The organism is Saccharothrix sp. 6-C (assembly GCF_016695385.1).
Lineage (GTDB): Bacteria > Actinomycetota > Actinomycetes > Mycobacteriales > Pseudonocardiaceae > Actinosynnema > Actinosynnema texasense.
The window spans coordinates 5,854,936-5,868,636 of sequence record NZ_CP064192.1 but is presented as its reverse complement, the minus strand read 5'-3'; the positions used below and the strand labels follow the sequence as shown (position 1 = coordinate 5,868,636).

General features: G+C 71.3%; 12 protein-coding genes. 4 read left to right on the top strand and 8 right to left on the bottom strand.

Annotated features, from left to right (window positions below; translation table 11 throughout):
* Positions 1-724 precede the first annotated feature (724 nt).
* From IOD16_RS24395 to IOD16_RS24385, 3 genes are all read left to right on the top strand, one after another.
* Positions 725-1,486, top strand: a complete 762-nt coding sequence (locus IOD16_RS24395; protein WP_236594341.1) for a helix-turn-helix domain-containing protein — start codon at positions 725-727, stop codon at positions 1,484-1,486.
* Between the two features lie 135 nt (positions 1,487-1,621).
* Positions 1,622-2,431 carry a helix-turn-helix transcriptional regulator gene (locus IOD16_RS24390; RefSeq protein WP_201436305.1) on the top strand — a complete coding sequence of 270 codons (810 nt, stop codon included), beginning with the start codon at positions 1,622-1,624 and terminating at the stop codon, positions 2,429-2,431.
* 13 nt (positions 2,432-2,444) lie between these two features.
* A complete protein-coding gene (locus IOD16_RS24385) occupies positions 2,445-2,669 on the top strand; it encodes a hypothetical protein (protein WP_201436304.1) in 225 nt (74 codons plus the stop codon).
* A gap of 115 nt (positions 2,670-2,784) precedes the next feature.
* Here IOD16_RS24385 and IOD16_RS24380 read toward each other — a convergent pair whose 3' ends face one another.
* The 3 genes from IOD16_RS24380 to IOD16_RS24370 form a co-directional block, all read right to left on the bottom strand.
* Positions 2,785-3,810, bottom strand: coding sequence for a carboxymuconolactone decarboxylase family protein (locus IOD16_RS24380; RefSeq protein ID WP_236594340.1), 1,026 nt, complete (start codon positions 3,808-3,810; stop codon positions 2,785-2,787).
* Between the two features lie 287 nt (positions 3,811-4,097).
* Positions 4,098-5,465: a cytochrome P450 gene (locus IOD16_RS24375; RefSeq protein ID WP_201436302.1), complete on the bottom strand. Its 1,368-nt coding sequence runs from the start codon at positions 5,463-5,465 to the stop codon at positions 4,098-4,100.
* Positions 5,462-6,454 (bottom strand): DUF1702 family protein, encoded by a 993-nt coding sequence (locus IOD16_RS24370; RefSeq protein ID WP_236594339.1) that lies wholly within the window; start codon positions 6,452-6,454, stop codon positions 5,462-5,464. Before IOD16_RS24370 ends, IOD16_RS24375 begins: the two co-directional genes overlap by 4 nt.
* Positions 6,455-6,820: 366 nt before the next feature.
* Here IOD16_RS24370 and IOD16_RS24365 point away from each other — a divergent pair, with 366 nt between their 5' ends.
* Positions 6,821-8,368, top strand: coding sequence for a GMC family oxidoreductase (locus IOD16_RS24365; RefSeq protein ID WP_201436301.1), 1,548 nt, complete (start codon positions 6,821-6,823; stop codon positions 8,366-8,368).
* A gap of 68 nt (positions 8,369-8,436) precedes the next feature.
* On the opposite strand, the gene IOD16_RS24360 is transcribed toward IOD16_RS24365, so the two are convergent.
* The 5 genes from IOD16_RS24360 to IOD16_RS24340 all read right to left on the bottom strand — a co-directional run bounded on the left by IOD16_RS24360 (position 8,437) and on the right by IOD16_RS24340 (position 13,570).
* On the bottom strand, positions 8,437-9,306 hold the full coding sequence (locus IOD16_RS24360) for an SDR family oxidoreductase (RefSeq protein WP_123746751.1): 870 nt from the start codon (positions 9,304-9,306) through the stop codon (positions 8,437-8,439).
* Positions 9,303-9,908, bottom strand: coding sequence for a carboxymuconolactone decarboxylase family protein (locus tag IOD16_RS24355; protein WP_123746752.1), 606 nt, complete (start codon positions 9,906-9,908; stop codon positions 9,303-9,305). Before IOD16_RS24355 ends, IOD16_RS24360 begins: the two co-directional genes overlap by 4 nt.
* Positions 9,909-9,915: 7 nt before the next feature.
* Complete coding sequence (locus IOD16_RS24350; RefSeq protein WP_201436300.1) at positions 9,916-11,235, bottom strand: ABC1 kinase family protein; 1,320 nt, start codon at positions 11,233-11,235, stop codon at positions 9,916-9,918.
* 261 nt (positions 11,236-11,496) lie between these two features.
* Positions 11,497-12,561, bottom strand: coding sequence for a cobalamin-independent methionine synthase II family protein (locus IOD16_RS24345; protein ID WP_201436299.1), 1,065 nt, complete (start codon positions 12,559-12,561; stop codon positions 11,497-11,499).
* Positions 12,562-12,586: 25 nt separating this feature from the next.
* On the bottom strand, positions 12,587-13,570 hold the full coding sequence (locus IOD16_RS24340) for a hypothetical protein (protein ID WP_236594338.1): 984 nt from the start codon (positions 13,568-13,570) through the stop codon (positions 12,587-12,589).
* Between the last annotated feature and the right edge of the window lie 131 nt (positions 13,571-13,701).

Sequence of the window (13,701 nt, the reverse complement as noted above, 5' to 3'; positions counted from 1 at the left end):
GGAAATCGATCACCGGTCCTTATGCGGGCCCGATTGGCATTTACCGTCTCGACTGGGCGTCCGGTGACGGACGGGTTCGGATCGGCGCTGGTCGGTGATGGCATGACACCGTTACACTTAGCGATGACGGGGGAGTTCGCACCGGCCGTTCGGTCGACGCGCCGAGGGGGCGACGCCCAGGTCGGTGACCGTGGGTGCCCGGTGCGGGATCGGCGCGGACAGCCCTTCCGACCTGCGAGCTCTGCTCGGTTCGGCCCTCGGATCCGAGGTCGGGGCGGTCCTCGGAGGGGCCGCCGAGTGGTCGGATCAGGTCCCTCGGACAGCCGGTGAGTAAATTGTCACCCTTCGTGACGGCCGGCGACCCGCCTCGGCGGTCGGGTGAACCGGGGTGCGCCTGCCCGGCCGTACCGGTTGGGCGGAACGGGTCAGGGTCCTCTCACATATTGCGGTCTGGTTCTCGGGCAATTTCCAGCGCCACCCCTGCCTGCTAGCGTCCTTCCCGTTGCGAAGTTATTGGGGGCTTCGCGCAAAGGCCATCTGGGGTGGTGAAGATCGGCACATCGTGTAGGAACCGCCGTATTCACGATAAAGCGAGTGGATAGGTTCGCGCCGCGCCGCAGCGGCTCTACCTCGGACCGCACGACGTCGGGGCGTCGCACGTCCGGCCGCGTGGCGCCGTGCCGCGAATCATTCGACCGCTATTCAGGCCGAAAGGGAAACGACCGTGCATGATGCCGTTCAGCGCGCCATCACGTTGATGCGCACGCACTACTACGAACCACTGACCCTGCGCGATGTGGCCGGCGCGGCACTGGTCAGTCCATTTCATTTCTCCCGCCTGTTCCACGCCGCGGTGGGCGTGCCGCCGGGCCGATACCTGACCGCGGTCCGGCTGTTCGAGGCGAAACGCCTGCTGCTGACCACGTGGATGAACGTCGCGGACATCGTCGCCACGATCGGGTACAGCAGCGTGGGCACGTTCACCACCAGGTTCACCCGGGCGGTGGGCCTCTCGCCGACCCAGTACCGCAACCCGGCGGTGAGCGGCCTGCTCGCGGCCGTCGCGCTGCCCGACTTCGACAACCCGCTGGAGACCGGCTCGTCGGTGTTCGACGCGATGCCGATGCCCCGCTTCGGCGGCAGCGGCTCGGTCGTCGGCACGCTGGAGGTCCCCGCGGGGGACGACGAGTCGAAGGTGACGGTGGGTCTCATCGACGACCTGATCCCGTGCAGCGTGTTCGCGTCGAGCACGCTCGTCGAAGGCCCGCTGCACCACGAGCTCGTCGTCGGCGCCTCGGCCACCCGGTGCGTCGCGGTCGCGCTGCGCGCCGGCAACCCGCGCCTGTCGGGGTCGGGCCTGGAGTTCGCCGGCGGGATCGGCCACGTGATCGCCACCGGCCCGGGGGAGCACCTGCGGATCAGCGTCCGGATGCGCGAGCGGACGCCCGAACCGGTCGCGGTCGCGGTCGGCACGGGTCGGCGGTAGCCGCCGTTGCCGCCGACGCCGCACCGCAAGCGCGGAGTAGACCCCGCCACACCGGCGGAGCATCCTCGGACGGACCCCCGGGCCCGCGCGGGTGCTCACCGTGACCGCTTCAGCGAGTGGAATGGAGGAACCGTTGTGCAGACTGCGGTAGAGCGCGCGATCGACACGATGTGGAGCCGGTACCACGAGCCGCTTTCCCTGGCGGACATGGCGGACACCGCGATATTGAGCAAGTTCTACTTCTCCCGGGTGTTCCGGACGCTGACCGGCACCTCGCCGGGCCGGTTCCTCACCGCGATCCGGCTCACCAAGGCCAAGCAGCTGCTGCTGGAGACGTCGTTGAGCGTCACCGAGATCTCGTACATGGTGGGCTACAACAGCCTCGGCACGTTCACCAGCCGCTTCACCCGCAGCGTCGGCGTCCCGCCCGCCCGCTACCGCGCGCTGTCCTACGGCGGCATCCTGTCGCCGTCGTCGTTCTCCGGACCGGCGCGCGGCACCCAGGCGGGCGCGGTGGCCGGGTGGGTCGGCGTGCCGGAGACCTCGACGCCCGTGCGCGTGTACGTCGGCGCGTTCAAGGACCCGATCGCCCAGGGCGTCCCGGTCGCGTGCGACATCCGCGACGGCTCGGGGCCCTACCGGCTCGAAGCGCTGCCGGAGGGCCGGTTCTACCTCCGGGTCGCGGTGGTCGCGGTCGACGACCTCGACCCCAACCCGTCCAAGCGGCGGCCGTTGTTCGTCGGCGCCGCCGAGGCGGGCTCCGTGCGGGCGGGCCGGACCGCGGAGGCGGACATCGAGACCAGGTCGGCGTCCACGCTGGACCTGCCGATCCTGCTCGCGCTGCCCGAACTGGACACCCGCGAAGCGCCGGACGTCGACCTGGCCGTGCCGGCCGCCCGGACGCCGCTGGGCCGCGCGACGCCCCTCGACGCGCGGGCCCGCTGACCGGAGGTGCCTGGTGCGTCGCGCCGGCTCGTGGAAGTGGGTGGTCGGGCCGGCCGCGGTGGCCGCGCTGCTCGTGCTCGTGGGGGCGGGCGGCGCGATCGGCTGGCGGGTGGGTCGGCTGGTGGGGGCGTGGATCGGCGCGGGCGCGGGTCTGCTGGCCGCCGTGCTCCTGCTGGTCGTGGTCGACCGGTTCGGCTCGGCGCTGGCCGCCCCGCCCGACGAGCGGCACCGGAGCTGACCGCCGCCCGCGATCCCCGTTGCCGCAACGCTTTCCCGGCGCGATGCCGCCGGACGCCGGACGTGGCGGCGCCGGCGGCTCCCGGTGTCGGGCCGGAGCCGCCGGCGGACTCCCGTCACTCGTGCGTCGAGCTCGCCGCCGGCGGCAGGGCTTCGTCCTGCGCGCGGAACGTCATCCAGCTGCCCACGCGCCGCGCCGCGGCCAGGCTCGACCACGACGTCAGGTCGATCAGCGACCCGTCGTCCGGCCGCCCCGCGCGGAAGCGGTCGAGCACCGACTGGTCGATCTGGTAGGACGCCAACGCGGTCAGCAGGGCCAGTCGCCCGGCGTCCCGCTGGTCCTCCGGCAGCCCGGCGATCGCGTCCTCCACCCACGCGCGGCTCACGCCCATCGGCTTGCCGTCCCAGCGCGCCAGGTGCTCCAGCACGAGCGAGCGCACCTCGGCCGGCACCGACCGGCGACCGGCCTCGTCGACGGCGGCCGCGGCACGCGCGTACGCGCCGGCGATCGCGGCGTGCCCCTCGGCCCACTTCATGTCCTCCGGCAGCGGCGCGTCCGGCAGCAGGTCGAACGAGGCGCCCGGCCGCGGTCCGCGCCGCTCGGCCGACTTGATCAGCCACACCAGCACCCGGCGCACGACGGTCATCGACGCGGCCGGCGCCCCCGGCGGCAGCGGCAGCTCGCCGAGGAAGATGTTCACCATCCGGTTGAGGTACTGCAGTATCACCGCCGTGCCGATCATCTCGGGGCCCTGCGAGGCCGGGAACGGCACCGGGTGCCCGGCCGCCCCGTCCGGGGTGGCGTTCGCGGTCGCCCACTCGGCGACCGCACGGGTCCCGGGGTCCGGGATGGCGCCGTCGCGGTAGCCCACCAGGTCGATCAGCATCGACGAGTGCATCGAGACGCAGAACGGGCAGTTGTTGGTCTCGGAGACGGCGGTGGAGACGGCCTCCTTGTGCGCCCTCGACGCCGTGCCGGGCACGAGCAGCGTCTCGCGCAGCATCAACCAGGCCGCCGCCAGCACGTCGGGTGACGACGCGTGCAGCGCGATCGGCGGCGCGAGCACGCCGAAGTCGCGTTCGAGCTCCCGGTAGACCCGGGCCACGTCCTGCTCGGCCGCGCCGTAACGCACTGCGCGCACCTGCCGCACCTGCGCGGTGGAGAGCCCGCGCAAGCCGGCCTGTACCAGTGTTGGTCGCATGGGAATCGGTTCCTCCGCCGGCGCTTCAGGGATCGGGAGAAAGAAGAATCACAGCGTAATTGAAACTTCCGCCGCTGGTAAGGTGCCACGACCCGGTTCGGCCGTCCGGCGCTGCGCGCGCACTCCGGGCACCCACCGGTGATTCCCGCCTCCCGGCCGGGCTCCGTGTCAGGTGGACGCGGCGCCGCGGCTCGTGGCGCCGGCCGGCCGGGGCGCCGGCTCCCGCCTCACGCGGCCGACCGCACGGTCATCGGCAGCCCGCCGCGCACGCGCAGCGTCAGCATCGGCTCGCCGCGCACGTCGTAACCGGGCACAGTGGACAGTCGCAGCTCGCGCACCACGCTGGCGGCCACGATCGTCGCCTCCATCATCCCGAGGCCGCTGCCCACGCACACGCGCGGGCCGGCGCCGAACGGGATGTAGGCGTACCGCGACCGGCCGGACGACCGGCCGGGCGAGAACCGGTCCGGGTCGAACGTGTCGGGCTCGTCCCAGAAACCGGGGTGCCGGTGCAGGGTGTACGGGCAGAGCAGCACGTCCGCGCCGGCCGGCACGTGGTACCCGCCGATCACGTCCTCCTCGCGCGTCACCCGCGGCAGGATCCACACCGGCGGGTAGAGCCGCATGACCTCCTGGATCACCTGGGTGGTGTACCTCAGGCGGGGGATGTCCTGGAACGTCGGCTGCCGGTCGCCCAGCACCTCGACGGCCTCGGCGTGCATCCGCTCCCACACCTCGGGGTGCTTGTCGGCCAGGTAGAACGTCCAGCTGAGCGTGCTCGCGGTGGTCTCGTGCCCGGCCAGCAGCAGCGTCACCATCTCGTCGCGCACCCGCTGGTGCGCGACCACCGGGTCGGGTTCGTTCCTGGTCGCCTCGACCAGCCGGGACAGGATGTCGTCGCCGTCGGCGGTCGGGTTCGCCCGGCGCTCCTCGACGAGCTGGGCGACGATGCGGTCCAGGTCGGCCCTGGCGCGGTGGAAGCGCCGCTGGATGGGCAGCGGCACCCAGTGCGGCACCGTGCTCAACGACATCATCTCGAACATCGCCTGGTTCTGGACCGCCTCGAACGAGTGCCCGATGGACTCGAACGCGCCGAGGTCGGCGTCGAGCAGGGCGCGGCCGAGCACGCCGAGCGTCAGCCCGGTCATCTCCTCGCTGATGTCGATCGGCTGACCGCCGCGGTGCCCGCGCAGCTTGGCGACCAGGCCCGCGGCCTCCTGCGCGATCACGTCGGCCTTGCCCGCGATCCGCTTGGCCTGGAAGACCGGCTGGATCGTCTTGCGCTGCGCCTTCCACAGCTCGCCCTCGCTGGTGAGCAGGCCGTCGCCGAGCGCGCGGCGGGCGTGCACCAGGCCGATGCCCTTGACGAAGTTGCCGGGGTTGTCGGCGAGCACGTACTTGGCGTGGTCGGGGTGGTTGAAGAAGTACATCGACTTCGGGCCGAGCCGCAGCCGGACCGCGTCGCCGTACTGCTGGGACACGCCGGTCATCACCGAGAGCCGGTCCCGCGCCATCCTGGCCAGCAGGCTCAGCGTCTCGCTGCGCGGCGGTCCGGGCACGGCCCGTCGCGCGCCCGCCGTGTCGGTCGTCGTCATGTCGTCACATCCGCATCGGTCGTGAACGTCGCGGTGATGCGCCTGCGCCACACCTCGAAGGCCGGGATCCCGGGCTGCTCGGGCAGTTCGGCGACCGCCGGCGGCCGGGTGTCGTGGCACAGCTTCGCCGCCTCGTCGGGCGTCATGTCGCAGAAGACCTTGGTCGCCACACCGGTGTGGTCGACGACGAGGCCCTGGTCCACCCGCGCGGTGGCGGCGAACGCGCTGCCCTGCGCGACGTTGGGCAGGTAGGGGCCGACCCGGTCGGCGTACCAGCGCAGCTCGCTCTCGGGCAGGCCGCCCGCGTAGGTGGCCGCCAGCCCCGAGCCCGCGTACAGGTCGGCGTGGCGCTCCTCGGCGAACGACTCGATCAGGTCGGCCACGACCTTCGGCTCGGCGCCGCCGACGAACCACAGCGCCCGGCCGATGCCCTGGTCGATGCCGCGCGGCGAGTACCAGCTGGAGCCGTCGGTCGGCCACGGGAAGGCCGGCTCGCGGTACTGCTCGCGCACGTACTTCTCGGTGTGGAAGTACGCCTGGTGGAAGCCGTAGCCGTCGAGCGCGAGCCAGCGCAGCAGCGGGTCGTCCAACCCGAGCTTGGACCAGCGCGACCTCGGCACCCGGGCCATCGCCCAGCCGACGCCGACGAGGACCATGTAGTCGTGGTTCCTGGCCCGCCCCTGGAGGAACCGCCCGGTCCGCCCGCCCCGGCCGAACGGGAGCGCGTCGCGCACCGCGAAGCCCATCCCGGCGCCCTCGTAGGCGAAGCCGCGGAACTTGTACGGCATCTTCTCGAGCTTCTGCTCGGCCTCGAGCGGCTCACGCGACTCGGCGGCGTAGCCGTAGCCCTCCAGGAAGGACCGGCCGACCGTTTCCAGCAGTTCCCGCGCGGTCTCGTCCTTGTAGTGGAAGCCGCGCACCGACAGTTTCGTCGCCGAGATGTTGGGAGTCAGGATGCGACGCCTGAGCGCGCCCCAAGAGCTGGACAATGTTCGCTCCCTTCGTCCCGCCACGGGTGGCCGCGGCGTTTCGGACTTGGTTGAAATGGTCGGCGCAACCGCGCCCGGATGCCTACTCCCAGCGTGCCCGCCGAGCCCCTCCGCGGGCACCGTGGCCAGCGAAGTCGGCATGATCGGAGAAGGCGGCGGCCGGTGCGGCATTTCCGGTGCGAGACGCATTCTCGGGCGCTTTTCGACCGGTGAAACCGAGTGTTCCTCTACTCGGTCGGACGGGGTCGACGGCGGCGCGCACGCCGGGCAACGCGCGAGTAGCAAGGTCATCGCGGCCGGTGCGAGGCTCGGCGGGCGGGTCGCAGAACCCTGCGCCCGAAGCGCCCAATCTTTCGAGGACTGCTCATGACGGCTCAATATGACGACATCATCGTCGGCGCCGGGTCGGCCGGTGCGGCGCTCGCGGCCCGGCTGACCGAGGATCCCGCGCGACGCGTGCTGCTCCTGGAGGGCGGCCCGGACTACGTCGAGCCGGAGGATCTGCCGGAGGAGATCTTCTACGGCCGCGCCATGTCGTTCGACGGCAATGACTGGACCTTCCGGGCGGACGTCCACGACGGTCGCCGGATCCGCTTCCCCCGCGGCAAGCTCGCCGGCGGCTCGTCGGCGGTCGGCGCGACGGTGGGTCTGCGCGGTGTCGCGGAGGACTACGACGACTGGGCCGCCGCCGGGAACCCCGGGTGGTCCTACGAGGAGGTGCTGCCGTACTTCCGCAAGCTGGAGAACGACTACGACTTCGGCGACAGCGAGTTCCACGGCGGCGGCGGGCCGATGCCGATCCGCCGGTGGCGGCCGGAGGAGCTGTCGCCGGGGCAGACGGCGTTCGTCGAGGCCTGCCTGGCGGCGGGTTTCCCGGAGGTCAAGGACCACAACCACCCCGACGCGACCGGTGTCGGCTCGATCCCGTCCACCCGGCACGACCCGGTGCACCGGGCCACCACCGGCACGACGTACCTGCGGTTGATCCGGCAGCGGCCGAACCTGGAGATCAGGGCCGAGACGTCGGTCGACCGGGTGGTGTTCGACGGCGCGAAGGCGATCGGGGTCATGGCGGCGGCGAAGGGCGGCTCCTACGAGCTCGTCGAGGGCCGCCGGGTCATCCTGGCCAGCGGCGCGGTCGCGTCGCCGATGATCCTGCTGCGCTCCGGCATCGGCCCGGCCGAGGACCTGCGCCGGCTGGGCATCGACGTCCGCGCGGACCTGTCGGGCGTCGGCGGCAACCTGGTCGACCACCAGCGGACCGGCGCGTTCCTGGTGCCGCAGCCGGGGGTGATCGACCCGACCGAGGCGTTCCTCCAGCAGATCCTGCGCACCACGTCCCCGGTGACCGGCGAGTTCAACGACCTCCAGTACTACATGGTCAACCACTTCTCGCTGGCGCACTTCCCGGAGTTGCAGATGCTGGCGGGCGCCACCGAGATCCTCGGCGTGATGGTGGTGTCGCAGCGCCCCGGTTCCCGCGGCCGGATCACGCTGCCCTCCGCCGACCCCGCGGCCCAGCCGACGATCGTGCTGAACTTCCTCGACGACGAGCGCGAGATGGACATCCTCGTCGACGGCGTCCGCACGGCGTGGAAGCTGGCGCACCACCCGGACATCATGAAGCTCGGCCAGGGCTTCGTGGTGCTGCGGGACGCCATGATCGACAACGACGACATGGTGCGGCAGTACGTGAAGACCAGTCTGGACAGCGCCTACCACCCGGTCGGCACGGTCCGGATGGGACCGGCCTCGGACCCGGACTCGGTCGTGGACGAGCGGGGCGCGGTGCACGGCACCGAGTCCCTGTACGTCGCCGACTCGTCCATCATGCCGAGCACGGTGCGCGCCAACACCAACCTGACCTCGATCATGATCGGGGAGCGGATGGCGGCCTGGTTGCGTGAGGGCTGAGACCCCCACGACGGAAGCGGCTCCGGACCGAGAAGGTCCGGAGCCGCTTCCGTCGTGCGGTGCAGTCGTCACGGCTGCGGGAAGAACTTGGTGACGAACACCTCCCAGGCCCGGTCGCCGAAGATCGCGCGCTGCGGCTTGAGCAGGTGGGTCGGCAGGCCGAGCCGGTAGCGGATCCTCGGGTTGGGGTCCGTGATGGCCTTCTCGATGGTCTCCGCGACCTTGCCGGAGCGCACCGCCGTGCGACCGCGGCCCTTGGGCTTGTCGACCTCGCGGTAGGCGCCGTGCCAGACGACGAAGCGCTCCCAGAAGTCGGCGTACAGGTCGCTGTCGGTGTCCAGCCCGAGGTCGCCGACCGTGGTCGGCACGAACGAGCCGAGGATCGGCGACGGCTCGATGATCGACACCTTGATGTCCCACGGCTTCACCTCCAGCCGCAGCGAGTCGCTGATGGCCTCCAGGGCGTGCTTGGTCGCCTGGTAGTAGCCGCGGCCGGGGGTGGCGAACAGGCCGAAGATCGACGACATCATGATGATCCGGCCGGAGCGCTGCTCGCGCATGCCGGGCAGCACCAGCTGCGTCATCCGGGACAGCCCGAAGAAGTTCGTCTCGAACTGCCGGCGCACCTGGTCGATCGGCGTCTCGCCGATCGTGCCGTTGAGGCTGTAGGCGGCGTTGTTCACCAGGACCCCGACCGCGCCGTGGTCCTCGGTGATCCGCTCCACCGCGGCCACCATCGACTCCTCGTCGGTGACGTCCACCTGGAGCGTGGTGATGCCCTCCTCGGCGAGGTCCTTCAGCCCGTCGAGGTCGCGCCCGGTGGCGTACACCGGCCAGCCGGCGCGGTGCAGGCGCAGCGCGGTGGCGCGGCCGGTGCCGGAGGAGAGCCCGCCCGAGGAGTTGACGCCGGTGATGAGGACCGCGCGGGACGCCGTCACGCGTCGCCTCCGGTCGGGACCTCCTGCTGCGACACCCGGCTCGCCGCCACCGAGAAGCCCAGGCCCAGCCCGTCGACCATGCGGGTGATGAAGTTGAACATGCCGGCGATGAAGAAGCCCTCCAGCAGCTCCTCCGACGTCCAGCCGGCGTCGGTGGCCAGCTTCCAGTCGACGTCGGTGATCTTGTACGCCTCCTTGCTGAGCTTGGTGAGCAGGCGCAGCAGGACCTTGTGCTTCTCGTCCACCGGCAGGTCCTCGACGGACTCGGCGGACTCCACGGCCTGCGCGGTCTCCTGGGGGCCGCCGAAGGCCTGGAAGAAGAAGTTGTGCGTGCCGACGCAGTAGGGGCACTGGTTGACCTTCGACGTCCACGCCGCGATCAGCTCGCGCGTCTGCCGGGGCATGATGCCGGTGATGAACATGCCCTTGTAGCCGGCGACCACCCCTTCGAGGAGGTCCGGCCGGGTGGACAGCAGGCGGAACATGTCCGGCACGAACGGCAGGTTGGTGTTGCTCTTGATGTCGGCGTACAGCTCGGCGAGGCGGCCTTCGGCCTGACCCTCGTCGACCAGCGGGACCCGGACGTGGGTGGTTGCGTCCATGCTCGACTCACCTTTCAACAGCGGATGGGGCGTCACGAGGGATGTTGCGGCGGCGCAGCACCGGGATGGCCTCGGCCTGGAAGTCGAGGTCGGAGTCGAAGCCCTTGATCATGCCCTCGATGACCAGCAGCGAGAGCAGGGGGAAGGCGAACTCCGGCGCGGGGAACAGGCCGAAGCGGCGTTGCAGGTCGAACAGCCGGCCGGCGAAGGTGGCCAGGTCGAAGTCGCCGGACTTCGCGCCCGACGTCTCCGCCACCAGCTCGCCGAGCGCGGCGCGGAAGCCCTCCAGGTCGCAGTCGTCGGCGATCTCGGCGGCGCTCTCGATGACGATCTGGGCGCACATCCAGCCGTCGCCCATCGCCATGTTGATGAAGAAGTCCGCGAACGACCGGCGCACCGGGTCGGGCAGTTGGATGACGAAGCCGGCGTCCAGCATCACCAGGTCGGCGTTGAGGTCGAAGTACAGGTTGCCGGGGTGCAGGTCGCAGTGCACGAAGCCGTCGATGAACAGCATCTCGTAGACCGTGCCGAGCACGGCCCGCTGCACCGAGCGCCTGGTGTCGAGGTCCAGCTCGCCCGGCTCGAACCGCCTGAGGTCGCTGATGAACTCCATGACCACGGTCTCGGGCGTGCACAGCTCCGGCAGCGGCGCCGGGATGGTCACGGTGCGGGAGCCGCCCTCCAGGTTGGCCCGCAACGCGGTCAGCGACGCCGCCTCGGCCGCGAAGTCGAGCTGCCGCAGGATCGCGCCGCCGACCTGCCCGTGCATGAGCTTGAACGGCATCTTGCGCAGCTTGGGCAGCATGCCCATCAGGCTCATCGCCGAGGAGGTCAGGGTGAAGTCCTGCCACATCACGCGCTCGATGCCGGGACGGCGCACCTTGACCGCGACGTGCCTGCCGTCCAGCGTCACGGCTTCGTGGACCGTCGCGATGCTGCCGGAGGCGACCGGTTCCCAGTCGAACTCCCGGAACGGCCACGGCCGGTCGCGGTAGGCGTGCCGGACGGCGCGCTCGATCCGCCGCCTGCGCGGGGGCGAGGCGCCGTCGGTGAGCCGGCCCAGCGGGGTGGTCACCTCTTCCGGCAGCAGGTCGCGCCGGGTGCTCAGCAGTTGGCCGATCTTGATGTAGGACGGCCCGAGGCGGGTCAGCATCCGGACCCACCGGTCGCCGTCGCGCAGGCCGCGCCCGTCCTTCGAGCGCCGGAACCGCGCGCCGACCGCCGACCCGGCGATGAGCAGGCCGTAGCAGAACACGATGGCGCCCACCCACGCGCAGCGCAGGACCAGTCCGGGCAGCCGCACCAGGCGGCCAGTGGTCTTGGTCATCCTCGCCCCCGTCGTGCGATTCGGCCGGGCGGCACGACGCCGCCCGCCTGCGATCGTCTCGGCGCCGGTGACGCGCCGCCTACTCCCTCCGTGCCTTGCGGGCCCGAAGGGAAATGCATTTATGCATTACAGCGTTACGGGTCGGCTTTCCTCTTCTCGCACGTTGCTGTTCCCGCGTTGTCGGCGCGCAAGAGGACGCGGGCACGACGACGCCGGGGCGGCCGCGAATTCGCGGCCGCCCCGGCGTCGGTGGACAGCGGGTCAGATCCCCAGGGCCGCCTCGGCGAGCCTGGTGCCCTCGACGCGCGCGGCGATCTTGGCGAACGCCGTGTCGCGCGAGGTGGAGGTGTCGTCGGCGAACGGGGCGAAACCGCAGTCGTCGCAGGTGCCCAGCCGGTCGACGGGGAGGAACTCGGCCGCCTCCAGCACGCGGTCGCGCACCTCCTCGGCCGTCTCGACCCGCGGGTCGATCGGGTCGGTGACGCCGATGAAGACCCGCGCGTCGGCGGGCAGGTGCTCCTTGATGATCCCCAGCACCCGACGGCGGTCGGGCTCGCTGGCCAGCTGCACGTAGAACCGGCCCGCCTTGATCCGGAACAGGTCCGGCAGCAGGTCGGCGTAGTCGACGTCCGCGCTGTGCGTGGAGTCCTGGTCGCCGCCGGGGCACGTGTGCAGGCCGATCCTGGCCCGGTCCTCGGCGGAGAACCGGTCCAGCACCGCGTTGTTGAGCGCCACGAAGTCGCGCAGCAGCCCGCCCGACGGGTCGAGCTTGAGCGACAGCCGCCCCTCGGTGAAGTCCAGCTGCACCACGGCCGCCCCCGCGTCGAGGCAGGCGCGGATGTCGGCCTCGGTCTCGTTGACGAGGTCCGCGACGAACTCGTCGCGCGAGTAGCCGTCGATCCCGTCGGCCGGGTAGAGCAGGGCCAGCGCCGACGGCGCGATCACCGGCTGCTTCACCGGCAGCGCCGTGAGCTGCTGCGCGGCGCGCAGCAGGTCCACGGCGTGCGCGGAGTAGCGGAACGGCCCGCTCGTGAGCACGGGCAGCTCACGGGTGTGGCCGTCGGCGAACGGCACGACCGCGCCGCCCGCCGCCAGGTCGGGGATGCCCGCCACCGGGTAGGTCAGGAAGCTCGGCTTGTCCTGCTCGCCGTCGGTGACCACCGGCGAACCGGTGGCCTCGAACCGGCTGACCGTGTCCGCCAACGCCTGGTCCGTCAGCGCGCGCAGCGCAGCGGCGTCGATGCGGCCCTCCGCGTGGTCCTGGAAGCCCTTGAGGAGCTCCGCGGGACGCGGGACGCTGCCGATCGGCTCGGTCGGTATGCCCATGGTGTGCTTGTTCCCCTCGACGTGATCAGGCCCAAGGCGCGGTCGGGTACCACGGGATGATCTCCCGCCGCGCCAGCATCCTGATGTCCCAGTACATGAAGGTGAAGACACCGGCGATGATCAGCGCGGCCGCCGTCACAGCGGCGATCCGGCTCGGCTTCGCGGAGAGCCACCGCTGCAGACGGCCGCCGGTGAAGTACGCCAGCGCGAGGAACAGTAGGGCCATGATGACGATGTTGCCTACCGACTGAAGGGTGAACGCCGCGGCGCCGTACAGGGGGTTGTGGCTCTCCGCCGCGTCGCGGAACATCTGCCGGAACAGCCCGAACGGGCGACCGATGAGGAACCCGGCGATCAGCACGCCCATGAACACCATCGGGGCGTTCGGGAACCGCTTGGCGATCTTGCGGAACGGGTCGCGCACGTAGCCGAGCGCGGCGAGCCCCAGGTAGACCATGACGAGCCCGATGACGCCGAACACGATCAGCGACTGGATGCTGCGGCTGCTCAGGGTGCCGGGCTGGTTCGCCGCGGTGGCGAACTGGGGCATCCTCGTGCCGACGATCCCGACCAGCACCCCGTAGAGGGCGGACACCGGGATCATGCCGACGGCCAGCCACCCGACCGGCTTGAGCGTCGCGGCCAGCTTCGACCAGCGCGACCCGGAGGCGCCGAGCATCGGCGCGACCGCGCCGAACGCGGCGATGTTGCACGCGGTGAAGGTGCCCGCGATGCCGCTGACGAAGGCGAACGCGATGCCCGCCGCGATGCCCTGGATCGGGGTCTCCTTGGCGTCGTGGCCGAGCAGGGTGTTGGCCACGCTGTCACCGATGGTCGAGTCGACGAACTGCGCCGACCACACCACGGTCAGCAGGAAGCCCGCGATCGAGCTGAGCACGAGGATGAGCCCGCGCCTGCGCGGGAAGTGGCCGTTGACGAACGACGACGTGGCCACGGTCGTCGACGCGGGCTCCCGCCGGACGAGTCTGTTGGTTCCGGTGCGCGCCATGTGTTCCCTCTCCGGAGCAATGCCGATCGGCCGATGTGCGCCCCTTCGCGGCGTCGTTTCGGGGCCCGCAAAGCATCCCAGCGTTATGTCTTGGGTGCTTCTTCCGGTGTGCGCACCTGGTGGGCCGAACG

Excerpts from the sequence above, each read along its gene's own strand:
- IOD16_RS24375 (WP_201436302.1), bottom strand. The coding sequence starts at position 5,465 with ATGACGACGACCGACACGGCGGGCGCGCGACGGGCCGTGCCCGGACCG.
- IOD16_RS24365 (WP_201436301.1), top strand. The coding sequence starts at position 6,821 with ATGACGGCTCAATATGACGACATCATCGTCGGCGCCGGGTCGGCCGGT.
- IOD16_RS24355 (WP_123746752.1), bottom strand. The coding sequence starts at position 9,908 with ATGGACGCAACCACCCACGTCCGGGTCCCGCTGGTCGACGAGGGTCAG.
- IOD16_RS24350 (WP_201436300.1), bottom strand. The coding sequence starts at position 11,235 with ATGACCAAGACCACTGGCCGCCTGGTGCGGCTGCCCGGACTGGTCCTG.
- IOD16_RS24345 (WP_201436299.1), bottom strand. The coding sequence starts at position 12,561 with ATGGGCATACCGACCGAGCCGATCGGCAGCGTCCCGCGTCCCGCGGAG.
- IOD16_RS24340 (WP_236594338.1), bottom strand. The coding sequence starts at position 13,570 with ATGGCGCGCACCGGAACCAACAGACTCGTCCGGCGGGAGCCCGCGTCG.